Source organism: Rhodobacter sp. P2_H5 (assembly GCF_056403335.1).
The window spans coordinates 291444-305886 of sequence record NZ_JBFUFS010000002.1 but is presented as its reverse complement, the minus strand read 5'-3'; the positions used below and the strand labels follow the sequence as shown (position 1 = coordinate 305886).

Genomic DNA, 14443 nt, shown 5'->3' with positions numbered 1-14443 from the left:
GAAAACATGCTCGAAACCCTGAACCAGCAGCCGCAGGACAAGATCCTGCAACTGATCGCGATGTACCGCGACGACCCGCGCAGCGCCAAGATCGACCTTGGCGTCGGCGTCTACAAGGATGCCACCGGCCTGACCCCGGTGATGCGCGCCGTCAAGGCCGCCGAGAAGAAACTGTGGGAGGTCGAGACGACCAAGACCTACACCGGCCTTGCGGGCGAGCCGGCCTATAATGCCGCCATGGTGACGATGATCCTGGGCGCGGGCTTTGCCGATCGCGCGGCTTCCATCGCCACCCCCGGCGGCACCGGGGCGATCCGCCAGGCGCTGGAACTGATCAAGCTCGCTTCGCCCGAGGCCAAGGTCTGGCTGTCGAACCCGACCTGGCCGAACCACCCGTCGATCATCAAGTACCTTGGCATGAAAATGGCCGAGTACCGCTATTTCGACGCGGCCACCCGCGGCATCGACTTTGACGGGCTGAAGGCCGACCTCGCCCAGGTCGCCAAGGGCGATGTCGTTCTGCTGCATGGCTGCTGCCACAACCCGACCGGCGCCAACCTGTCGGCCGCGCAATGGGCCGAAGTGGCCGATATCCTGACCGCGCGCGGCGCCATCCCCTTCATCGACCTGGCCTATCAGGGCTTTGGCGACGGGCTGGAAGAAGATGCGGCTGCGACCCGGATGATCGCCGCCCGCTTCCCCGAGGTGCTGATCGCCGCCTCCTGCTCGAAGAATTTCGGCATTTACCGCGAACGCACCGGCATCCTGATCGCGCTGACCGAGCCGGGCCGCAAGGCCGTGGTGCAGGGCAATCTGAATTTCCTGAACCGGCAGAACTTCTCCTTCCCGCCGGACCATGGCGCGCGTCTGGTGACGATGATCCTCGAAGATGCCGCCCTGACCGCCGACTGGAAGGCGGAACTGGAGGAGGTGCGCCTGAACATGCTGTCCTTGCGCACCCAACTGGCCGAGGAGCTGCGGCGTGCCACCAATTCGGACCGCTATGACTTCATCGCGCATCACCGGGGGATGTTCAGCCGCATTGGTCTCAGCGAGGCGCAGGTCAATGAGCTGCGCGAAAAGCATGGCGTCTACATGGTGGGCGACAGCCGGATCAACATCGCAGGCCTCAACGCCCGCACGGTGCCGATCCTTGCGGCAGCCATCGCGGCGGTCGGCGGCTGACCCACCGGGAACCGGACCAAAGCAAAGGGCGGGGGCGCAATCCCCTGCCCTTTTGCTTGGGCAGACGCGTCAATTCAGCGCGGCAGAGCGGCGCATCCCTGCTATTCCCCCGGCAAATCCCATGATTTAATGCCAATTGCAGGGTGCGAAATGGCACCGGCAACCGGGGAGGGTTCAGGATGGCAAGATTGGCCGAGCGGATTTCGGCAGAGGCGGCTGCGGCTTTGGTGCAGCCGGGGATGTGGCTGGATTACGGGGCGGTTCTGGGTCAGCCGGATGCCTTTGACGCGGCGCTTGGCAAGCGGATCGGGGCGCTGTCGGGGATCCGCATCCGGTCCTGCATCGCCCCCCGCGCCCGCGCCGTGCTGGAGGCCGACCCGAAGGGCGACCATGTCTTCTGGGCCTCGACCCATTTCGGCGGCTATGACCGCAAGAAGCATGACGACGGCATCTCGCATTACCTGCCGGTCAATCTGGGCGAGATCCCGGATTATTACCGCCGGTTCATCGACCCGGTGGATATTGCCATCCTCAAGACCACCCCGATGGACGCCGAGGGCAATTTCAACTTCGGCCCGGCCACCCTGTGGCTGCGGGCGCTGGTCGAACGGGCCAGGGTGGTGATCGTCGAGGAATGCGCCGCGATGCCCCATGTGATGGGCCCGGGCACCAAGGTGCACCGCTCGGAGGTGGATTTCGTGATCCCGGGCGACGGGCAGGCGATGCCCGAACTGCCCAAGGGCGCGGTCAGCGAGGTGGACCGCGCCGTGGCCCGGCTGATCGCGACCGAGATCGAGGACGGCGCCTGCCTGCAGATCGGCATCGGCGGCATGCCCAATGCGGTGTGCAGCCTGCTGGCGGAAAGCAACATCACCGACCTGGGCATCCATACCGAGATGATGACCGACGGCATTGTCGATCTGTACCGGGCCGGGCGGATCACCGGGCGGAAAAAGCAGATCGATCCGGGCAAGATGGTCTGCACCTTCGCGCTGGGGTCGCAGTATCTTTACGACTTCATCGACCACAACCCCGAGGTGGAGTTTCACCCGGTCGACCACACCAACCTGCCCCATGTCATCATGCAGAACGACAATGTGGCCGCGATCAACAACACGACGCAGATCGACCTGCAGGGTCAGGCGGCCTCGGAATCGGATGGGTTCCGCCATATCTCGGGCACTGGCGGGCAGCTGCAGTTCGTGCGCGGCGCCTATGCGAGCAAGGGCGGCAAGAGCTTCATCTGCCTGGCCTCGACCTATGACAAGAAGGGCGAACGGCGGAGCCGGATCGTGCCGGCGCTGACCCGGGGCAATATCGTGACCACGCCGCGCACCGACATGATGTATGTGGTGACCGAATTCGGCATCGTGAACCTGAAGGGCCGCACCGTGGCGGAGCGGGCCAAGCTTCTGATCTCGATCGCGCATCCGGATTTTCAGGAAGAGCTGGAGCGCGACGCCTATCACCAGCGCATCCTGCCGCGCGGGTTTTTCTGACCCTTTGGGAAGATGGGCAGATTGCCCATCCTACCGGCCAGCCTGGCGCCCGGTCCTGGCGGATAGAAAAACGGCTCGCAGGGGGAGGACCTGCGAGCCGTTCAAGTTTGCCGGGGCTATTGGGAGGAGCGGCCCCGGCCACGTTTGTTCAGAAAGACCTGTCTCAGGCGTGGTAGGCGGTTTCGCCATGCGAGGCCTGGTCCAGACCTTCACGCTCGACATCAGCCTCGACGCGCAGACCGAAGATCACGTCGGCGATCTTGTAGCAGACGTAAGCCACGACGCCGGACCAGATCAGGGTGATGACGACGGCCTGGAACTGGATCATCGACTGGGCGGCGATCGAGTAGGTGTCGTCCTTCACGCCGCCGAGCCAGCCAGCCGACAGAACGCCGGTGCCCATGGCGCCGATGATCCCGCCGACGCAGTGCACGCCGAAGACGTCCAGGCTGTCGTCGTATTTGAAGACGTTCTTCACCACGGTGACGAAGTAGTAGCAGACCACCGCAACCACGATGCCGAGGATGATGGCGCCCATCGGGCCGATCGTGCCGCAAGCCGGGGTGATGGCGACGAGGCCAGCCACCATGCCCGAGGCCGCACCCAGCATCGAGGCTTTGCCGCGCTGCATCGCTTCAACCGCAGACCAGGCCAGAGCCGCCGCTGCGGTGGCGATGAAGGTGTTGATCATCGCGAGACCGGCACCGCCATTGGCTTCCAGGTTGGAGCCGACGTTGAAACCGAACCAGCCGAACCACAGCATCGAGGCGCCGATCATGGTCATGACCATCGAGTGCGGTGCCATGTTTTCCTTGCCGTAGCCGACGCGCTTGCCGATCACCAGGCAGCCGACGAAGGCCGCGATCCCGGCGTTGATGTGCACCACGGTGCCGCCGGCGAAGTCGATGGCGCCCATCTTGAACAACAGGCCGCTGGCGTCCCAGACCATGTGGGCGATCGGGAAGTAGGAGAAGGTGGTCCAGAGGAACATGAACAGGAGCACGGCCTTGAACTTCACACGCTCGGCCCAGGCGCCGATGATCAGGCCGGGGGTGATGGCGGCAAAGGTCATCTGGAAGCAGATGAAGACATATTCCGGGATCACATAGCCGGCCGAGAAGGTCGCCGACATGCTGGAGGCGTCAACCCCCTTCAGGAACAGCTTGGCAAACCCGCCCCAGAAAGGCGAGGTGCCGCCGCCGAAGGTGACCGAGTAGCCGTAGACCACCCACATCACCATGACCATGCAGGCGATCATCGTGGTCTGCATCAGGATCGACAGCATGTTCTTGGAGCGCACAAGGCCACCGTAGAACAGCGCGAGGCCCGGGATGGTCATGAACAGAACCAGCGCCGAGGAGGTCATCATCCAGGACACGTCGCCCTTGTCCATGATGGGGGCAGCAGCGGCAGTTGCGGCAGCGGTCGCATCGGTTGCCGTGGCGGCCACGTCCTGCGCGAAGGCGGGCAGTGCAGCGGCCACCCCCAGCGTCAGGGCCGCAAGGCCGGTTGTCTTAAGCACGTTCTTCATCAGTTCTTCCCCTACCCAGACGCTTACAGCGCATCGTCATTGGTTTCGCCGGTGCGCACCCGCACGGCCTGGCTCACGTCGAGCACAAAGATCTTGCCGTCACCGATCTTGCCGGTTCGCGCGGTCTTGGTGATCGTATCGAGCACCTGGTCAGCCAGGCTGTCGGCCACGACGATCTCCAGCCGCATCTTCGGCACGAAGTTCACGGCATATTCGGCACCGCGATAGATTTCCGTATGACCAGACTGCAGGCCGAAGCCCTTGATCTCGGTCACCATCATCCCGCGCACGCCGATCAGTGTCAGCGCCTCGCGTACTTCCTCAAGCTTGAACGGCTTGATAGCCGCAATGATGAGCTTCACGTCGCACCCCTTTCCCTTAGAGCGGACCTTCTCGGCCCTTCGCGCCATGACGCGGACTTCGCGGGCGCAGCACAAGTTTCAAGCGGCTCAAAAACCGGGCGCATCGCGATAAACGCGTAATTTTTAATCCTCAATGCCGCTCACGCACAAAATTTAGGCTCTTATACACTCGAATCGGCGGCCGGGGCTTCTCCACATTTCGGAAAATGCGGGCTATTCTGCGGGTCAACAAAAGCGGGCGCCAAGCCCGGTTCCAGGCAGTGAAGAGGGCGGGATGGCACCATCGGGCAAGGGGCGGCAACTGGTCGCGGAAAAGCGCTACACGAAAAGCGCGGGCGGCAAGCCGCCGACGCAACCGCCGTCAAAGCCGGCCGCAAGACCCCCGGCGCCGCGCCGTCCGGTCCGGCGGCACGGGTTCATCACGCGCGTCGTGCTGTGGGTCTGGCACCTGATCTGGGGCATCTTCTGGCGGCTCTTTGCCATCGGCGCGATGCTGGTCGGCTGCACGGTGCTGTATTTCTACGTCCAGCTGCCGCCGGTCTCGGCCCTGATCGACGGGCGGGCGCGCGGCTCGGTGACCATGCTGGATGCCAATGACCAGGTCTTTGCCTGGCGCGGCGAGACCTTTGGCGGCCAGGTGACGCCGAAGACCGTGTCGCCCAACCTCCTCCACGCGGTGATCGCGACCGAGGACAAGCGGTTCTACTACCACTTCGGCGTCAGCCCGCGCGGCATCATCTCGGCCGTGGCGATCAACCTGCGCGCCGGCCGCGGGGCGTTTGAAGGCAACGGCGGCTCGACCATCACCCAGCAGACGGCCAAGCTGCTCTGCCTCGGCGTCTCCTATGATCCGGCGATCTGGAAGACCGAAAGCGATTACGAGGATGACTGCCGGTCGGGCGGTCTGACCCGCAAGATCAAGGAAGTGCCCTATGCCATCGCAATGGAGGCCAAGTACACCAAGGACGAGATCCTGACGATCTACTTCAACCGCGCCTATCTCGGCGCGGGCACCCGTGGCTTCGAAGCGGCCTCGCAGCGCTATTTCGGCAAGTCGGCGGCGAACCTGACGCCCTCGGAAGCGGCGATGTTGGCGGGCCTGCTGAAGGCGCCGTCGAAATATGCCCCCACCGCCAACCTGCAACGCGCGCAGGACCGGGCGGCGGTGATCATCGGGCTGATGTATGACCAGGGCTACCTCACCAAGGCCGAGGCGGCGGATGCTTTGGCCCATCCGGCCGAGCTTTCGGGCGCTGCGGCACAGAACGCCGGCGGGGCCTTCGCCGATTGGGTCATGGAAAGCACGCCGGCCTATCTGGGCAAGAACACCACCGAGGATGTGGTGATCAAGACCACGCTCGACCCGCGCCTGCAAAAGGCGGCGGAGGATGCGCTGACAGCCGTCTTCACCAGCAAGCTCAAGGACGGCTCGAACGCGCAGGCTGCCATCGTGGTGATGAGTGCGGACGGTGCCGTGCGCGCCATGGTCGGCGGGCGCAATCTGCCGCAGGCGGGCTCGTTCAACCGCGCCACCCAGGCGCTGCGCCAGACCGGCTCCAGCTTCAAACCCTTCGTCTATGCCGCCGCCCTGAACAAGGGGTGGAGCCCGATGGACTATGTCGATGACAGCCCGCTGACCATCAACATCAAGGGCTCCGGCCCCTGGACGCCGGACAATTACGACCACGAATTCAAGGGCATCATCACCATTGCCCAGGCCATGCGCGAAAGCCGCAACGTGCCGGCGGTCAAGATCGCCCAGGCGATCGGCCTGGACGAGGTGCGCACCATCGCCCAGGGCTTCGGCGTCCACTCTGACCTGGCGCAGGGCCCTGCCCTGGCGCTTGGCGCCTCGGAGGCCACGCTCCTGGAGATGACCGGCGCCTATGCCGGCATCCTGAACGGCGGCTCCTCGGTGGCGCCCTACGGCCTGCGCGAGCTGCGGTTGAAGGACGAGGCCGAACCCCTGATCGGACAGGGCGGCGGCATCGGGCAAAGGGTGATCTCGGACACGGCAGCCAAGGAGCTGACCTGGATGATGACGCAAGTCATCCAGGCCGGCACCGGCGGGCGTGCGGCGCTGGGGGCACGTCCGGTCGCGGGCAAGACCGGCACCACGTCTGAGGCGCGGGATGCCTGGTTCATCGGCTTCACCGCCGATTATGTCGCCGGCGTCTGGATGGGCTATGACAACAACACCCCGCTCAAAGGCGTCACCGGCGGTGGCCTGCCGGCCGAGATCTGGCATGAGGTGATGACCCGGGTCGAGGACGGCCTGCCGATCACCGAACTGCCGCTGATCGTGCCAGAACCCAAGCTGCCGCCGCAACCGGCGCAGCAGCCCGTGCCCCTGCCGCCGCAGCCGGGCGATCTGCAGGTGCAACAGCAGCAGCGGCAAAGGCAGAACAACGACCCGATCCGGGCGATCCTGCAGGATCTTCTGGGCGGCGGGAACTGAGACGCGCAAGCAAGACGGTGGCAAGCAAAACGGTGGCAAGCAAAAGGGGGGCAAAAGCCCCCCTTTCTTCATGCAATGTCCTGAAATCTCAGGTCTTGGTCAGCTCGGCGGTCAGCTTGTCGACACTGCCGCCGTTCTTGTCGAGCATGGCGCCCACTTCGGTGCGTTCCGAGGCCAGCATGTTCACACCCTCGATGATGATGTTGAAGAACAGCTGACGGCCCGACTTGTCACCCACCCACCAGCGCAGATCGAAAGGCGCCTGGCCTTTCAGCGTGGCAGTCGAGATGACCTCGTAATAGCTCTTGTAGGGCCGGGCATCGGTGACTTCGATCTTGCCGCCGATGAACTCGCGGAAGCGGCGGCCGTATTTGCGGCTGATATAGCCCTGATAGGCGGTGGTGAAGGCCGCCATCTGCGCCGCGGAGGCCGATTTGGAGGCCGGCCCCAGGGCCGAACGGGCGATGGTCGCCACATCGGCATAGGTCGCAAAGATCCGGGCGAAATCGCCATACATCGCCTGCTCGGACTTGCCGGAGTTGATGGTGGCGTTCACTTCGCCGACGGCCTTGTTGATCAGGGCGCTGGCCTGATCAACCGTCAGCGCCCGCACGGGCAGTGCGAAGGCCAGAAAACCCGTACCGGCCACCAGCCCGGCGCCAAAGGCCCGGCGGGTCAGGTGCTGTGACGGGCTGTTGGTTTTGCTCATTTCGAACTTACTGGGCATAGGGGTCCTCAAACTCGCTGTCAGCGGTGGTCTGGCCCAGATTGTGACGCCGGTTTTCCAGATAGAACAACCGGGCCTGAGCGTAACCATCCGCACTGTCATATAGGATCGAATCGACCGTATCGGAATAGCGGCCGCGTTCATCAATTCTTGATACGATCTTCGCGCCGGAAACGATCCAGCCCTTGTCTTTCGGAATCAGGATGCGCACCGGGTCCAGACCCAGGTCGACGATCTTGCCCAAAGTGTCCCGCTCGGTCGAGGGGCCATAGAAGGGCAACTCGATGTAATTGCCCTCGGCCAGACCCCAGACATGCAGCGTCTCGCCGAAGTCGGTGGGCTTTTCGGCGGCGCCAAAGGCGGTCGCCGGGTCAAGGATGCCGCCGATCCCCACCGTGGTGTTGATCACAAAGCGCCAGGTGTTGCGCCCGGCGCGATCCAGCCGCAGCTGGAGGATGTCATTGGCGACCTCGCCCGGCAGGCCGAGGTTGCTGGCAAAGTTGCTCAGCCCGCGCGACACCGGTTTGGGAATGATCTTGCTGGCCCCGGTGGCCAGCGGACGAATCACATTCTTGTCAAGAACCAGGTTCACACCGTGAACTTTCCGGTTCTGCGCTTCATAGGGATCATTGATTCCCTGCGGCGACGGCGCCGGACCGCAGGCGGAAAGCCCAACAAGTGCGGTCAAAGCGCATACCCGCAGGGGGCCGAACGCGCGGAGGGGGAGGATATGTTTCATCATATTGGAAATTTGGCCGATCTCTGGCTGTCAGCACTACGTTTACTTTTCTGCTTCAAGCCATATGCTGCGCAGCAAGGCAAGACAACGGGCAAGCGGGAACGCCTTGCGGTTCAAGAATTTTCCCGCCTAGCCTGGAAATTGACACGGGAGCCACCTTATGGCGCAGATTGAGTTCAAGCGCGGCCGGGACGAGCTCGATGCCTCCCGGCGGGATATGCGCGGTTTGTTGTTCGCTGCTTTTTTCTTTTCGGTCTTCGTCAACTTGCTGATGCTGACCGGGCCTCTTTACATGCTTCAGGTTTATGACCGGGTGCTGGGCAGCAGGTCGGAGCCGACGCTCTGGGCGCTCTCGGCCCTGATGACGGTGCTGTACCTCTGCATGGGCATCCTCGATTACTCGCGCGGGCGGATCATGGCGCGGATCGGCGCCCGGATGCAGGAAAGGCTCGACCGCCGGGTCTTCTCGGCCGCGATGAAGCGGATGGGCCAGATCCCCGGCGACCCCCTGGCCGTCGCCGCCCAGCGCGACCTTGAGGCGGTGCAGCGGCTCTGGGCCTCGCCCGTGCTGATCGCGCTCTTCGACATTCCCTGGGCGCCGATGTTCCTCGCCGCCATCTTCATCTTCCACCCGATCCTTGGTTGGATGTCGGTGGCGGGTGGCGTCATTCTGGTGGTCATCACGCTGATGAACCAGTGGATGACCAAGGCGCCGCTGCAAAAGGCCAATGCGGCGACGATGCGGGGCGAGCAGCTGTCGGACGGTATCAAGCAAGAGGCCGAGGTGGTCCAGGCGCTCGGCATGACCTCCGCCGCCTTCGACCGCTGGCAGATCGCCCGCAAATTCGCGCTGGAGCAAAGCATCGAAGCTTCGGACGTGGGCGGCGCCTTCGGGACGATCTCGAAAATCTTCCGGCAGTTTCTGCAATCGGCGATGCTCGGCGCCGGGGCCTATCTGGTCCTGAACAACGAAATGGGCTCGGGGGCGATGATCACCGGCTCGATCCTTCTGGGTCGCGCCCTGCAACCGATCGAGATGGTGATCGGCCAATGGGCCCTTGTGACCCGCGCGCAGGAGGGCCGGGCGCGTCTGTCGGAACTGCTGTCCAAGGTGCAGCCCGAACCGCCGCACACCGAACTGCCCCGCCCCCGCGCCCTGCTGGAGGCGCAGAACCTGACCGTGGTGCCGCCGGGCGAAAGCCAGGCCGTGCTGCGCATGGTCTCGTTCCGGCTGGAGCCGGGCCAGGCCCTGGGCATCATCGGGCCCTCGGGCGCCGGCAAATCCACCCTTGCCCGGGCGCTGATCGGCGCCTGGAAACCTGCGGGCGGCAAGGTGCGGCTGGATGGCGCCGCGATCGACCAATATGACCCCGACAAGCTCGGCAGCTACATCGGCTATCTGCCGCAGCGCATCACCCTGTTTGACGGCACGATTGCCGAAAACATCGCCCGTCTGCAATCCAACCCCGACGGCAATGCCGTGGTCGAGGCCGCCCGCAAGGCCGCGGCGCACGACATGATCACCAAACTGCCCGACGGCTATGACACCCGCGTTCAAGCGCTTGGCGGCAGGCTTTCCGGCGGGCAGATCCAGCGGATTGGTCTGGCCCGGGCGCTTTACGGCGATCCGGTGCTTCTGGTGCTGGACGAGCCGAACTCCAACCTCGACAACGAAGGCTCGATGGCGCTTAACCAGGCGATCCGCACGATGAAGGAAAACGGCCGCGCCATCCTGATCATGGCGCACCGCCCCGCAGCCATTCAGGAATGCGAGCTGCTTCTGGTGCTGGAAGACGGCATGCGCCGCGCCTTCGGGCCAAGGGATCAGGTGCTGAAAGACATGGTGAAGAACCACACCGAAATCACAAAATCGACCGGCCAGGGAGGTGTGACATGAACGAGGATCCCAAGGCCCTGCCCGGCCCCGCCGTCACCGGAGACAGCACGCCGAAGCCGAACGCGGTGCCCGCCACGCCAGCCGCCACCGCCCTGACCGACCCCGCGCCCAGCGCGGTGGAAACCCCGCGCGGACGGGCGTTGTCCAAGGACCTGCTGCCCCCGGCGCCCAAGCCGCCGCCAGCCTCCAACCCCAATGCCTGGTCTTCGCGCAAGCCGATCTGGGCCGGCGTGATCACTGTTCTGCTGCTCATCGCCTTCTTCGGCGGCTGGGGCATGCTGACCACGATCTCGGGCGCCGTCGTGGCCCCGGGCGTCATTCAGGTCGAACAGAACCGCCAGGTCGTCCAGCATCCCGATGGCGGCGTGGTCGCCGAAATCGACGTGCAGGAAGCGCAGACCGTCAAGGCCGGTGACCTGCTGATCCGGCTCGACGGCACCCAGGTCAAGGCCGAGCTTGCCATCGTCGAAGGCCAGCTTTTCGACGCCATGGCCCGCAAGGCCCGGCTGGAGGCCGAGCGCGACGACAACCCCGCCCCGGTCTTCCCCGCAGACCTGACCGCCCTCGCCGCGACCCGCCCCGATGTGGCCGAACAGATCGAGGGGCAAAAACGCCTCTTCACCGCCCGGCTGGAAACCCAGACCGCCCAGATCAACCAGCTGCAGAAGCGGCTCGACCAGATCGGCTCGCAAAGCGGCGGCATCGCGGCGCAGATGTCGGCGATCGACGACCAGATCGCCCTGTTGACCCCCGAAATCGGCGGCCAGCAGACCCTGCTCGACAAGGGCCTGACGCAATCCTCGCGCATCATGGACCTCAAGCGTGAAGTGGCGCGACTGGACGGCAACCGGGGCGAATTGCAGGCCAACCTCGCCCAGGCCGAGGGCAAGGCGACCGAAACCCAGATGCAGATCCTGCAGATCAAGTCGGCGCGGCGCGAGGATGCCAATACCCAGCTGCGCGACATGGGCGACAAGACGCTGGAACTGGCCGAGCGCCGCCGCGCCCTGACCGAACAGGTCAACCGGCTCGACATCCGCGCGCCGGTGTCGGGGGTCGTGCTGGGCCTGACGGTGACCACGCCGCATTCGGTGATCCGCCCGGCCGACCCGCTTTTGTACATCATCCCGCAGGACCGCCCGCTGATCATCATCGCCCAGATCCCCACGATCCATGTCGATGAGGTGCATCTGGGTCAGGAGGTCCGCGTCAGCTTTGCCGCCTTCTCGGCCCGCACCACACCGCAGCTGAACGGCACCCTGACCACGATTTCCGCCGATGCGATCAGCGATCAGGCGACGCATCAAAGCTACTACCGGGCCGAGATCACGCTGGACGCGGGCGAACTCGCCAAGCTGAAGGATGACAAGCTGGTGCCCGGCATGCCGGTGCAGGCCTATATCGGCACCGGCGACCGCACGCCGATGGCCTATCTGCTCAAACCCTTCACCGATTACGCCAAGATGGCCTTCCGCGAGAATTGAGGCGACCGGGCCGCGCGGTGCTTGACCTCGCGGCCCGTCTTTACCCTGTCACGGCCTGCGGCTAGCCTGCGCCGATGCAGTTCCCGGAGGAATCATGTCCGACATCGAAACCCGTCTGAAAGCTCTGGGCATCACCTTGCCTGACGCGCCCGCGCCAGCGGCCAACTATGTGCCCTTCGTGCAGGTCGGCAACCTCGTGCATATCTCGGGCCAGATCAGCCGGGATGGCGCCGGCGCGCTGATCCTGGGCAAGCTTGGCCAGGATGTCGATGTGGCCGCCGGCGCCGAGGCTGCCAAAAGCTGCGCCGTGGCCCTGCTGGCGCAACTGAAAGCCGCCTGCGGTGGCGATCTGGGCCGGGTGGTCAAGGCCGTGAAACTGGTGGGTTTTGTGAACTCCACCGCCGATTTCACCGACCAGCCCAAGGTGATCAACGGCGCCTCCGACTTCATGGTGGCGGCCCTCGGCGATGCCGGGCGCCACGCCCGTTCGGCCGTCTCGGCGGCCTCGCTGCCCTTCGGCGTCGCGGTCGAGATCGAAGCCATCTTCGAAATCCGCTGATGTCCCTGCTTTTGCCCCCGGTGCCGCTGCCCGCAGCGTTCTTGCGCGCGCCCATCGCCCACCGTGCCCTGCACGACCGCGCCCGGCGCCGCATCGAAAACTCCGCCGCAGCCGTCCGCGCCGCACGGGCGGCGGGCTATGGCATCGAAATCGACCTGCAACTGTCCGCCGATGGCGTGCCGATGGTCTTCCACGACGAGGAGCTGGACCGGCTGACCGCCGAATCCGGCCCGCTCAACGCCCGCACCGCGGGCGAGTTGAGCCGGATCACGCTGAAGGACAGCGACGACACGATCCCCACGCTGGCGCAGGTGCTGGGCCTGATCGGCGGGGCGGTGCCCCTGCTGATCGAGCTGAAGGATCAGACCCTCACCATGTCGGAAACCGATGGCCGGCTGGAGGCCGCCACCGCCCGCGGGCTGGAGCCTTACTCCGGTCCGGTGGCGCTGATGTCCTTCAACCCGCATTGCATCGCCCATATGGCCCACCTTGCGCCGCATCTGCCGCGCGGGTTGACCACCTCGGCCTATGGGGCGGACTGGGCGCCGCTTGCGCCGGAAACCTGCGACCGCCTGCGCGCGATCCCCGACTATGACCGCACCGGATCCTCCTTCATCAGCCACGAGGCCGCCGACCTGAGCCGTCCGCGCGTGGCCGAATTGCAGGTTGCCGGCGCGGTCGTCCTCTGCTGGACGATCCGTTCGCCCGAAGCCGAGGCAGAGGCCCGCAAGGTCGCGCAGAATATCACCTTTGAAGGCTACGCCGCGGCCTTCCCCGCTTGACCCGACGCCGCCGCGCGCCATTTTAATCGGAAACGGAGGGCGCATGGCTTACGAAATTGCCCTGCTGGACGGGATGGCAGAGATCAGCGCTGCCGATTGGGATGGTCTGGCCAACCCCGAGGGCGGCGTCCCCCGCGACCCTTTCACCACGCACCGTTTCCTTTTGGCGCTGGACCGCAGCCATTCGACCGGCAAGGGCACCGGCTGGCTGGCCCGCCCCCTGGTGCTGTTTGAAGACGGCACCCCGGTCGCGGCCATGCCGCTTTACGTCAAGTCGAACTCGCAGGGCGAATATATCTTTGACCACGGCTGGGCCGAGGCTCTGGAGAATGCCGGCGGCCGCTATTACCCCAAACTGCAAAGTGCGGTGCCCTTCACCCCCGCCACGGGGCGGCGCTTTCTGGGCGACCCCGCGCTGGCGCCCCTCCTGCTCGACGCGGCAATCGGCCTTACGCGCGACAACGGGCTGTCCTCGCTTCACATCACCTTCTGCACGGCGACGGAGGCCGCGCAACTGGCCGGCCATTCCGGCACGCTGCACCGGGTGACGCAGCAATTCCACTGGGAAAACAAGGGCTACGCCGACTTCGCTGCCTTCCTGGCCGACCTGTCCTCGCGCAAGCGCAAGATGATCCGCAAGGAGCGCGAGATGGCCCAAAGCCATGGCCTGACGCTGCGCCTGTTGACGGGCGCGGAGATCCGCCCCGAACATTGGGATGCGATGTGGACCTTCTATCAGGACACCGGCGGGCGCAAATGGGGCCGTCCCTACCTGACCCGCGATTTCTTCCACGAGTTGCACGACACGATGCGCGAAGACGTGCTGCTGGCGCTCGCCTTCGACGGCGAAACGCCGGTGGCCGGCGCGCTCAACTTCATCGGCCGCGATACGCTTTATGGCCGTTACTGGGGCTGCACGCAGGAATATTCCTGCCTGCATTTCGAACTCTGCTATTATCAGGCAATCGACTGGGCCATTGCGCAGGGTCTGCGCCGGGTCGAGGCCGGGGCTCAGGGCGAACACAAACTCGCCCGTGGCTATCTGCCGACCCCGGTCCATTCGCTGCACTGGCTGGCCGATCCCGCCTTTGCCAAGGCCGTGGCGCGCTTTCTGGACCACGAACGCCGCGCCGTGGACGAAGAGATCGACGCGCTGACCGCCTATGGCCCCTTCCGCAAGGGCCAGGTGGACGAGAAAGACTGAAATCGAAAGGATGCGA

The 14443-nt window shown here is 65.1% G+C and carries 12 protein-coding genes; 8 read left to right on the top strand and 4 right to left on the bottom strand.

Going from position 1 to position 14443, the window contains the following annotated elements:
• The first annotated feature begins 6 nt into the window (after positions 1-6).
• A complete protein-coding gene (locus AC1DVR_RS03615) occupies positions 7-1185 on the top strand; it encodes an amino acid aminotransferase (RefSeq protein WP_477999157.1) in 1179 nt (392 codons plus the stop codon).
• A 179-nt stretch (positions 1186-1364) separates the two neighbouring features.
• The gene (locus AC1DVR_RS03610; RefSeq protein ID WP_477999156.1) at positions 1365-2684 is read left to right on the top strand and encodes an acetyl-CoA hydrolase/transferase family protein; all 1320 of its coding nucleotides are present in this window, start codon (positions 1365-1367) and stop codon (positions 2682-2684) included.
• Positions 2685-2847: 163 nt separating this feature from the next.
• Here the strand turns inward: AC1DVR_RS03610 and AC1DVR_RS03605 are convergent, their stop codons facing one another.
• The gene (locus AC1DVR_RS03605; protein WP_477999155.1) at positions 2848-4215 is read right to left on the bottom strand and encodes an ammonium transporter; all 1368 of its coding nucleotides are present in this window, start codon (positions 4213-4215) and stop codon (positions 2848-2850) included.
• A gap of 23 nt (positions 4216-4238) precedes the next feature.
• Positions 4239-4577: a P-II family nitrogen regulator gene (locus tag AC1DVR_RS03600; RefSeq protein ID WP_477999154.1), complete on the bottom strand. Its 339-nt coding sequence runs from the start codon at positions 4575-4577 to the stop codon at positions 4239-4241.
• 274 nt (positions 4578-4851) lie between these two features.
• Here AC1DVR_RS03600 and AC1DVR_RS03595 point away from each other — a divergent pair, with 274 nt between their 5' ends.
• The gene (locus AC1DVR_RS03595) at positions 4852-7035 is read left to right on the top strand and encodes a transglycosylase domain-containing protein (RefSeq protein WP_477999153.1); all 2184 of its coding nucleotides are present in this window, start codon (positions 4852-4854) and stop codon (positions 7033-7035) included.
• An 88-nt stretch (positions 7036-7123) separates the two neighbouring features.
• Here AC1DVR_RS03595 and AC1DVR_RS03590 read toward each other — a convergent pair whose 3' ends face one another.
• Positions 7124-7744 (bottom strand): MlaC/ttg2D family ABC transporter substrate-binding protein, encoded by a 621-nt coding sequence (locus tag AC1DVR_RS03590; protein ID WP_477999152.1) that lies wholly within the window; start codon positions 7742-7744, stop codon positions 7124-7126.
• Positions 7745-7751: 7 nt separating this feature from the next.
• A complete protein-coding gene (locus tag AC1DVR_RS03585) occupies positions 7752-8501 on the bottom strand; it encodes an MlaA family lipoprotein (RefSeq protein WP_477999151.1) in 750 nt (249 codons plus the stop codon).
• A gap of 160 nt (positions 8502-8661) precedes the next feature.
• On the opposite strand from AC1DVR_RS03585, the gene AC1DVR_RS03580 reads away from it, so the two are divergent.
• From AC1DVR_RS03580 to AC1DVR_RS03560, 5 genes are all read left to right on the top strand, one after another.
• The gene (locus tag AC1DVR_RS03580) at positions 8662-10398 is read left to right on the top strand and encodes a type I secretion system permease/ATPase (RefSeq protein WP_477999150.1); all 1737 of its coding nucleotides are present in this window, start codon (positions 8662-8664) and stop codon (positions 10396-10398) included.
• Positions 10395-11882, top strand: a complete 1488-nt coding sequence (locus tag AC1DVR_RS03575; RefSeq protein WP_477999149.1) for an HlyD family type I secretion periplasmic adaptor subunit — start codon at positions 10395-10397, stop codon at positions 11880-11882. The genes AC1DVR_RS03580 and AC1DVR_RS03575 overlap by 4 nt, the downstream gene beginning before the upstream one ends.
• A 94-nt stretch (positions 11883-11976) precedes the next feature.
• Positions 11977-12441 (top strand): RidA family protein, encoded by a 465-nt coding sequence (locus tag AC1DVR_RS03570; RefSeq protein ID WP_477999148.1) that lies wholly within the window; start codon positions 11977-11979, stop codon positions 12439-12441.
• Positions 12441-13223 (top strand): glycerophosphodiester phosphodiesterase family protein, encoded by a 783-nt coding sequence (locus AC1DVR_RS03565; protein ID WP_477999147.1) that lies wholly within the window; start codon positions 12441-12443, stop codon positions 13221-13223. The genes AC1DVR_RS03570 and AC1DVR_RS03565 overlap by 1 nt, the downstream gene beginning before the upstream one ends.
• Before the next feature lie 43 nt (positions 13224-13266).
• The gene (locus AC1DVR_RS03560) at positions 13267-14427 is read left to right on the top strand and encodes a GNAT family N-acetyltransferase (RefSeq protein WP_477999146.1); all 1161 of its coding nucleotides are present in this window, start codon (positions 13267-13269) and stop codon (positions 14425-14427) included.
• The last annotated feature ends 16 nt before the right edge of the window (positions 14428-14443 follow it).

What these genes read in the sequence shown, in the direction of transcription:
- AC1DVR_RS03610 (WP_477999156.1), top strand. Translation starts at nt 1,365, where the DNA reads ATGGCAAGATTGGCCGAGCGGATTTCGGCAGAGGCGGCTGCGGCTTTG.
- AC1DVR_RS03605 (WP_477999155.1), bottom strand. Translation starts at nt 4,215, where the DNA reads ATGAAGAACGTGCTTAAGACAACCGGCCTTGCGGCCCTGACGCTGGGG.
- AC1DVR_RS03570 (WP_477999148.1), top strand. Translation starts at nt 11,977, where the DNA reads ATGTCCGACATCGAAACCCGTCTGAAAGCTCTGGGCATCACCTTGCCT.
- AC1DVR_RS03595 (WP_477999153.1), top strand. Translation starts at nt 4,852, where the DNA reads ATGGCACCATCGGGCAAGGGGCGGCAACTGGTCGCGGAAAAGCGCTAC.
- AC1DVR_RS03565 (WP_477999147.1), top strand. Translation starts at nt 12,441, where the DNA reads ATGTCCCTGCTTTTGCCCCCGGTGCCGCTGCCCGCAGCGTTCTTGCGC.
- AC1DVR_RS03580 (WP_477999150.1), top strand. Translation starts at nt 8,662, where the DNA reads ATGGCGCAGATTGAGTTCAAGCGCGGCCGGGACGAGCTCGATGCCTCC.
- AC1DVR_RS03590 (WP_477999152.1), bottom strand. Translation starts at nt 7,744, where the DNA reads ATGAGCAAAACCAACAGCCCGTCACAGCACCTGACCCGCCGGGCCTTT.
- AC1DVR_RS03585 (WP_477999151.1), bottom strand. Translation starts at nt 8,501, where the DNA reads ATGAAACATATCCTCCCCCTCCGCGCGTTCGGCCCCCTGCGGGTATGC.
- AC1DVR_RS03615 (WP_477999157.1), top strand. Translation starts at nt 7, where the DNA reads ATGCTCGAAACCCTGAACCAGCAGCCGCAGGACAAGATCCTGCAACTG.
- AC1DVR_RS03560 (WP_477999146.1), top strand. Translation starts at nt 13,267, where the DNA reads ATGGCTTACGAAATTGCCCTGCTGGACGGGATGGCAGAGATCAGCGCT.
- AC1DVR_RS03575 (WP_477999149.1), top strand. Translation starts at nt 10,395, where the DNA reads ATGAACGAGGATCCCAAGGCCCTGCCCGGCCCCGCCGTCACCGGAGAC.